This window comes from Flavobacterium sp. (assembly GCF_044373165.1).
Taxonomy (GTDB): Bacteria; Bacteroidota; Bacteroidia; order Flavobacteriales; family Flavobacteriaceae; genus Flavobacterium.
On record NZ_JBILQL010000099.1, the window covers coordinates 1 to 7,598 of the forward strand.

At 36.6% G+C, this 7,598-nt stretch carries 4 protein-coding genes and 1 pseudogene; 1 reads left to right on the forward strand and 4 read right to left on the reverse strand.

Going from position 1 to position 7,598, the window contains the following annotated elements; all coding sequences use genetic code 11:
- The 4 genes from rlmB to ACIQ32_RS10755 form a co-directional block, all read right to left on the reverse strand.
- A partial coding sequence (gene rlmB, locus ACIQ32_RS10740; RefSeq protein WP_396195689.1) for a 23S rRNA (guanosine(2251)-2'-O)-methyltransferase RlmB occupies window positions 1–695 on the reverse strand: 695 nt, incomplete at its 3' end.
- A 72-nt stretch (window positions 696–767) separates the two neighbouring features.
- Entirely contained in the window at window positions 768–2,207 is a 1,440-nt protein-coding gene (locus tag ACIQ32_RS10745) for a SusD/RagB family nutrient-binding outer membrane lipoprotein (RefSeq protein WP_396195690.1), read from the reverse strand.
- A gap of 11 nt (window positions 2,208–2,218) precedes the next feature.
- Window positions 2,219–5,437, reverse strand: coding sequence for a SusC/RagA family TonB-linked outer membrane protein (locus tag ACIQ32_RS10750; protein ID WP_396195691.1), 3,219 nt, complete (start codon window positions 5,435–5,437; stop codon window positions 2,219–2,221).
- Between the two features lie 95 nt (window positions 5,438–5,532).
- On the reverse strand, window positions 5,533–7,200 hold the full coding sequence (locus ACIQ32_RS10755; RefSeq protein WP_396195692.1) for a hypothetical protein: 1,668 nt from the start codon (window positions 7,198–7,200) through the stop codon (window positions 5,533–5,535).
- 273 nt (window positions 7,201–7,473) lie between these two features.
- On the opposite strand from ACIQ32_RS10755, the pseudogene ACIQ32_RS10760 reads away from it, so the two are divergent.
- Window positions 7,474–7,598: pseudogene (locus ACIQ32_RS10760) on the forward strand (30S ribosomal protein S12); the annotation flags it as partial.

A 7,598-nucleotide genomic window follows, 5' to 3' on the forward strand; every position in this document is an offset into this window, starting at 1 on the left:
CAAGCCACGGAAACATTCAAAGAGCCGATAGAACCAAACATCGGTAATTTGACTTTTTCATCCACTATTTTCAATACCGACGGGTTGATGCCGCGGTCTTCGCTTCCCATGATGATGGCTACGGGTTGGTTTAAGTCGATGCTGTAAATACTGTTTTCTGTTTTTTCGGTTGCGGCTACTGTTTTAATGCCACTGCCTTGCAGGTAAAAAATGGCGTCTTTGATGTGGTCGACTTTGCAAATCGGGACATTAAAAACGGCACCTGCTGAGGTTTTAACCGTGTCGCCGTTGACGGGAGCAGAACCTGTTTTTTGAACAATAATACCGTCGACACCAGTGCATTCAGCCGTTCTGATGATGGCGCCGAAATTGCGGGCATCGCTGAGTTGGTCGAGGATTAAGAATAGGGGAGTTTTGCCACTCTCCACAACGCTGTCTACCAGAGTTTCTAATTTCACAAAGGAAATGGGAGCGATACTGGCTACAGCACCTTGGTGGTTATTAGCGGTTAAACGATTTAGTTTTTCTACGGGAACATACGAGAAATTGATGCTGTTTTTTTTCATTGCTTTGAACAGTTCTTGCATCAATTCGCCTTGCGCATCGGTTTGAATAAAGACTTTGTCTATTTCTCTACCGGCATTAATGGCTTCTATTATGGCTCTGATTCCAAAGATTTGATTTTCTTTTTCCATGGCGCAAAGATATAAAAAAACCATCTCGTTATGGGAAACGAGATGGTTTTATGCAGTTGAGTTGGACTAGAATTATCTTCTTGCGAATCTTCCAGCGCCACCTCCGTTATTTGTATCCCAAAAAACAGGAGTTTCAAGTTCATCACCTCCAATGGCAGCCGCAGCCGCAGCATGGTTTGTACCATTAAGTGTTTGCTCGCGCAATGGATAAGTATATCTTTTTGGAACCGGTAGTTCAGAAATAGCTGCTAAGTTCATAACTGGAGCATCATATTTTCTGTAAACACACCATCCTTCAAATCCACGGTTGTACATAGCCAACCAAAACTGAAGACCGATTTTTTGTCTCCAAGTTCCAGAGGCTGTTCCGTAAGCAACACTTGGGTTTGCTAAATAGTTAGCAGCATTTACTGAAGAAACACCCCAATCATCCATAGAAGCTGTAATAGCTGTGTTGTAGTGAGATTCAGCTGTTCCACCTACACTATATCCTCTTTCTGAAGCCTCAGCCAACAAGAACTCTACTTCTGCATAGTCTAATAAAACGCCACGGAAAGTAGGGTCATGCATTACATCACCAATATGAGTATATTGTGAGAATGAATTGTTTTCTCCATAAGGACCACCTAAATAGCCAGGAATATTGTCATCAAAGAAAAATTCTCTTCTGGGATCTGATAAGTTATTCATATAGTCAACTATAGTATTAGTTACTACGAAATCACTTCTTCCAGATTGCACTAAATCAACCCAAATAGGGTTAGTGTTTGGTGTTGAACCTTGGTATTGTATGATGGCATTGTCTGCATTAGAAGTAAATACTCCGGCTGCAACAGCTTGTTGAGTGGCTTGTTGCGCTGTTGTGCTATTTACATCAGCCATTCTCATAGCTAATTTTAATTTCACAGCATTGGCAAATTTTTCCCATTGGTTAATGTTACCCCCGTAGATTACATCTGAAGAAGTAAATCCGTCTTCACCACTGGCATCAAGCAGGGCAATAGCTGCATTGATTCTAACTAATAAATCAGCATAGATATCAGTGTCATTGTCATAAGCTGGTGTTGGTTCAGCAGCACCCAATAAAGCAGCAGTGTAAGGAATATCCCCAAAAGTGTCAACTAATTGTTGCCAAGTATAAACTTCCAATACTTCAATCATAGCTTTTTTGTTATCAGTGTCGGCCATTGATTTAGCATCTTTTAGGTCATAAAGTACATTTGAATACATTTCAGTCCAATGATTGGAAGGGATGTTACGAGTTACTAAATCATAGTTACTTTCGTCAACATAGGTTGTTTCTGTCCAATATTGAGCGAACAAACGGAACACATTAGTATTCACGTTAGTGCTTTCCATTTGGTCAAACAAACTCTTGGTTGCAGATGTAAATAAGGCATCAGCAGACACTTGAGTAGGATTGTTAGGGTCTCTATTGAGATCCTCATATTTATCATCACTTGCACAACTAACCAGTAGTACAGATGTAAATAAAAACAAATATTTTTTCATATCTTTTTTTTTTAAAATTCGAATTTAAGGCTTGCCCCTAACTCTTTAATAGCAGGGTAACTTCCAGATTGGTTCCCTTGAATGTTACCGGCGCTTAGACCAGCTTCAGGATCAGCATAAGGAACGTTTTTGTGGATAATCCATAGATTTCTACCAATTACTGATAAAGATAGGTTTTGCATGAATAAACGTTTTGCAATTTTGTCTGAGAAGTTGTAAGTAAGACTTAACTCTCTCAGTTTAACAAAAGAAGCATCGTAAACGTGAGCCGCTTGTGGCGCTCTAACATAACCCCAAGGGTTTGCATAGGTTGTTGCATCAGCTACTACCGTGTTTGGCGTTCCATCGGCTTGTACACCCGGTAGAATAACACCACCACCATCAGCCACTGCATCACGTACAGGATTACCTAAATGATTGGTTCCGGCTGTAAAGTCGTACAAACCTGTTGCGTAACCGTAGTAAGTGTCAAGTGAAAATACATCACCACCTTTTTGGATGTCAATCAAGAATCCTAAGCTTACATTTTTGTAACGGAAAGTATTTTTAACACCTCCGGTCCAATCAGGGTTGATGTTTCCGATAACATTGTTACTAGAGGATGTTCTTTGGTAATAGCCGTTGGTTCCTACAACTCTTTCACCACTGTCACTGTAAATAAAATCTCTACCTCTGATAACTCCGAAAGGCTCACCTAAAGCAGCCCCAAGGGTAACACCACCTTGAACTCCGGCCAATTGAATGAATTCTACACCTTCAGCCAATCGAGTAACTTCACTTCTGTTTTGAGCATAGTTGATTTTGATGTCCCAAGAGAAATTTTCAGTTTTGATTGGTTTACCATTTAAAACCATTTCAATTCCTTTGTTTTCCATGTCTGCTCCATTTAACCACAAGTTTGTAGCACCTGTACCTGATGAAACTGCAATTGGAGTAATCAAATCAACTGTTTTTCTTTTGTAGTAAGATAAATCTAGACCCAAACGATTTTTAAAAAATTGTAATTCTAAACCTAATTCAATATCCTGACTTTCCTCTGATCTTAAATTTGGATTGTTAAAGAATGAAGGGTTGCTTGCTGTAGCAGACCCATCGAATGATGCTCCTACTCCATAAGTATTAAATACTTGATAAGGGTCAGTGTCGTTACCTACAACAGCATAGTTGGCTCTGAATTTACCAAAGGTCAACCAATCTTTCTTAAGTAAATTTGAGAAGATGATACTGGTTGAAACCGATGGGTAGAAATAGGTGTTGTTTTTCACCGGTAATGTTGAAGAGCGGTCTCTTCTTCCGGTAACATCTAAATAGTAAGTTCCTTTGTATCCTAAACCAACTTTAGCAAATACACCGTCCACTTTTTTAGTGTAATCTACTTTGTTGTAGTCTTCTGAAGTTAAAGGGTTTACTGAGTTTGATAAGGTAAACAATCCTGGAGTTACTAAACCACCATTGGTTCCTGCTTCCAAAGAGTTTAATTTATTAACTCTTAAGTTGAAACCAACTAAACCGTTAATATTAAGATCTTTGTTGATGTCGTAATTCATATTAGCCATCAAGTCGTAGTTTAACTCAGAGGCTTTTCTGTTTACCACATTATATCTGGAAACATTGGCAGAACCTACATCGGTTCTTTCTTCTCTGATTTCACTGAAAGAGTCAAAAGCAAATCTTCCCATTAAACTCAACCAATTGTTAATTTTTTGGTCTAGTTTGAAATTTCCGGTGTATCGGTCTCTACTGTCTGATTGATAGTTTCTGTATAAAGTCCAATAAACGTTGTCAGTGTAAATAGGGGTCAAATCGTCAACAGAATTCACATTCCAAGTAATGTTTTCTCCAGTGCTGAAGAATGCATCTTTCTGTTGGCCAAGATCTACGTTAGTTTGCCACCATTGTCTGAAGGCTTGCATAGGATTGTTTCCGTCGTAACCTGTACCATTTCTTCCTTTTCCTAAATTATTGGTGTAAGAAAAATCAACTGAAGCAGTTAGTTTATCGGTTAGGTTTTGAGATCCGGCAAAGGTAATAGTGTTTCTCTTGATTTCACTATTAGGCATAACACCTTCTTGTATCTTATTAGTGAATCCCATACGGAAACTTCCTTTATCTGTGCTTTTTCCAAATGAAACCGAATTGGTTTTGGTCAATGCTGTTTCAAATACTGAATTAGGATTGTTTCTTCCGGCTACCCATGGTGTAGCTTGAAGGTAACCCGGTAATTGAGGAAAAATTGAGGTCCATTGATAAACTAATAAGTTTGGATCAAATGCCGCTCCATAAGAGGCATCTTCCGTAAAAGGAACAACTAGGTCGTCATTTGAATCTCCATCGATATCAAAGTAGCTGAAGTATCCACTTGGGTCATCATAAAACGGACCGTAACCTGCACCATATTTGTTTTGGTATTTAGGCAAAGTACTGCTGTCTACAGTTCCTGCTGTGATTGAACTTGTAAAGGTCACTCCGATTCCTTCTCCTTTTTTACCTTTTTTGGTAGTAATGATAAGAGCACCGTTTGAAGCTCTTGAACCGTATAGTGCAGTTGCCGCAGCACCTTTTAACACGTTGATGCTTTCAATGTCGTCTGGGTTTATATCCATTGCGGCATTACCATAGTCATAACCTCCGCGACCAGTTCTTTGGTCAGCTGAATTGTTAGTGTCATTTAATACCGGAGTTCCATCAATAACAACTAATGCTTGATTAGAACCGGAAATTGAATTGTAACCTCTGATGATAATGTTAGAAGAACCTCCTAAAGTTCCTGAGGATTGAACATCTAAACCTGCAACTTCCCCAGATAAAGCGTCTGCGAAGTTGGTAATAGGAGTGTCTGAAACATCTGAGCCTTTAACCTCTTGCGTGGAGTATCCTAGAGATTTTTTTTCTCTTTTGATACCTAAGGCTGTTACTACAACACCTTCCAATTCAACAGCGTCATCTTTCATTTTAACATTAATTGTTGAAGATGAAGCTACAATCTCTTGTGTCTTCATTCCAACATAATTAAAAATAAGGGTTTGACTTGGAGAAGCGCTAATGCTGAACTTACCGTCAAAATCGGTTTGAGTCCCCATTTTAGTTCCTTTAACAAGAACATTAACTCCCGGAATAGGCATACCACTGTTGTCAGTAACAACACCAGTAACAATCCTTTCTTGTGCAAAAGAAATTTGCACCAATAACGCTATGAATAGCGTCAAGAATCCATTTAACTTTGTTTTCATTATTTAATTTGGTTATAATTAGTAAACCAAAAGTCTTAAATAAATCTTAAAAATCCTAATTAAATGTTAATTTTTATTCTTAAATTATTAAACTGCTAAAAACTAGCTCTAAAGCTAATGTGGACAATGGAATTCGCAAGTTTTGCAGTCTGATTTTTGGTACTTCCGTTTGCATAAACAATGTTAAAAAGACCATTCTTGGTCAAAAGTCCAAAACCAAAACCTAAGCCCAATAATCTTTCTCTAACGTTTGATGAATCATCAGCTAAATAAGCATAGTCAATTATTGAATGTATGTAAAGGTTTGAAGTTGCCAAGTAACGATATTCTGTTAGTAATGACGTAAAAGTATTTGCTTGAAGACTGTTTTCGTTAAATCCTCGAATTGAATTGATTCCTCCAAAACGATAAAGTTCATTTATGATATAGTTGTCACTTTTAAGATAGCAATTTTGGGATTTAACATTGATGATGTTTTTTGCATTTAAATAGAAGTTGTGCATTGCGGTTAAATTTCCGAAAAACTGAGAGTTGTTGATTGATGTTGAGGTTCGTTTTCCTGTACCTGCTTTGAAATTGATATTGGTTTTTTCGGGGAATAAAAAATCATTATTTGTAAAATCTGTGAATTCTAACGAAGAGGTGATAAAAGAATTTTCAAAATCACTAATGTTATTGCTGTTAGTGTTTTGAATATCACTTGACTCTGTTGATTGAAACCCTAAATAAAGACGGGTGTTGTAATTGAAGTAATAGCCAAGTTCAAGGTTGGTTCGCGTGTTTTGAAAAGTGCTGTCTTGTTTAAATATATTCAACTCAGCTTTAAGTCCGATTGGACTTTTGAAAAGGTATGGGAGTTCTAATGCTAAGTTGAATGTTTTTTGGTCTTGTCCGTCACTTTTCCAATAAAGTGAAATTTTTTCTCCTGAGTTTAAAATGTTATTTAAAATCAAATCCAAATACCCGCTAACAATCAAATCTTCGTTATCATCATTGGTAAGGCCTAAATAACCGTCAAATGAGTTTGGTTTTGCTTTCTCCAGATAAACATAAATTTTCGTAGAATCTTTTGTGAATAATATCTCAGGGTATTTAGTTTGTTTTACAAATCGGTATTTTTCAAAGTCGGTGTAAATTTTCTCGACGCTTTTTTGATTAAAAGTTTTATTGCGATAGAAACGTAAAATGTTTTTTTTGTGACCCATTGGAAATTTTGGGTAACCGTTTATCACAATGTCGTTTATTTTTCTTTGGGTTTCTTTTGTGATTGACAATTTGGCTGATATGTGGTTGTTTCTTTTTTCAAGTTGTACCAATTTAACTTTAGACATTGAAAAGCCTTCGATTTCCAATTTTTGGGTAACAGCCGTTAAAAAGTCTTTTGTTTCATTTATTTCTAAACTAATGGAGTCGTTTTTCAACTTGTACTTTTCCGGTATCATGTTGGTGTAGTTTGCACCTATATGTATGCGTGCATAATTTATCTTTTTACCAAGGACATATTTGAAGCATAGTGTTGAGTCGTTTGTTTTGAAATTCTCTGTGATTTGGCTGTCTAAAAAACCCATACTGTTCAGTTTTTCCAAGAATAAAATATTTTCATTGGTGACTGATTTGAGGTTTTTGTGTTTTTTTTCATAGGGAATGCTGTCGATTGTCTTGGTTTCTGATTCGTTTTGCCCTATTATTTTTAAATAAAAATTTTGAGCAGAAAGATTTCTGCAGCCGAATAAAAGCAAAATAAGTAGAAAAATATTTTTCAATAGGTTGTGACTTTGCTTCAAAATAACGCAAAAAATCTCTTTTTATTGCAGTTAATCGAATCTAAAAAGAATCTGTCTGAAATAGCTGTTTGCTAAAGGGTGGTTTTATGGTTGTTTGGGGCAAAACGGCTATTCTTTATTTCATTAGAAAACAAATATTTACCAAATAAAAAAATTAATTAATTATGATTTGTTTCAATGAAAATAATTACTACATTTGCAACCCCTAAAAAAGCGGGAATTTAATAAATAAAGAAATTTTAGTATTTAATTATGCCAACAATTCAACAATTAGTAAGAACAGGAAGAACTCAAATCACTAAGAAGAGTAAATCGGTTGCTTTAGATTCTTGTCCTCAAAGAAGAGGTGTTTGTACGCGTGTTTACACTACTACTCC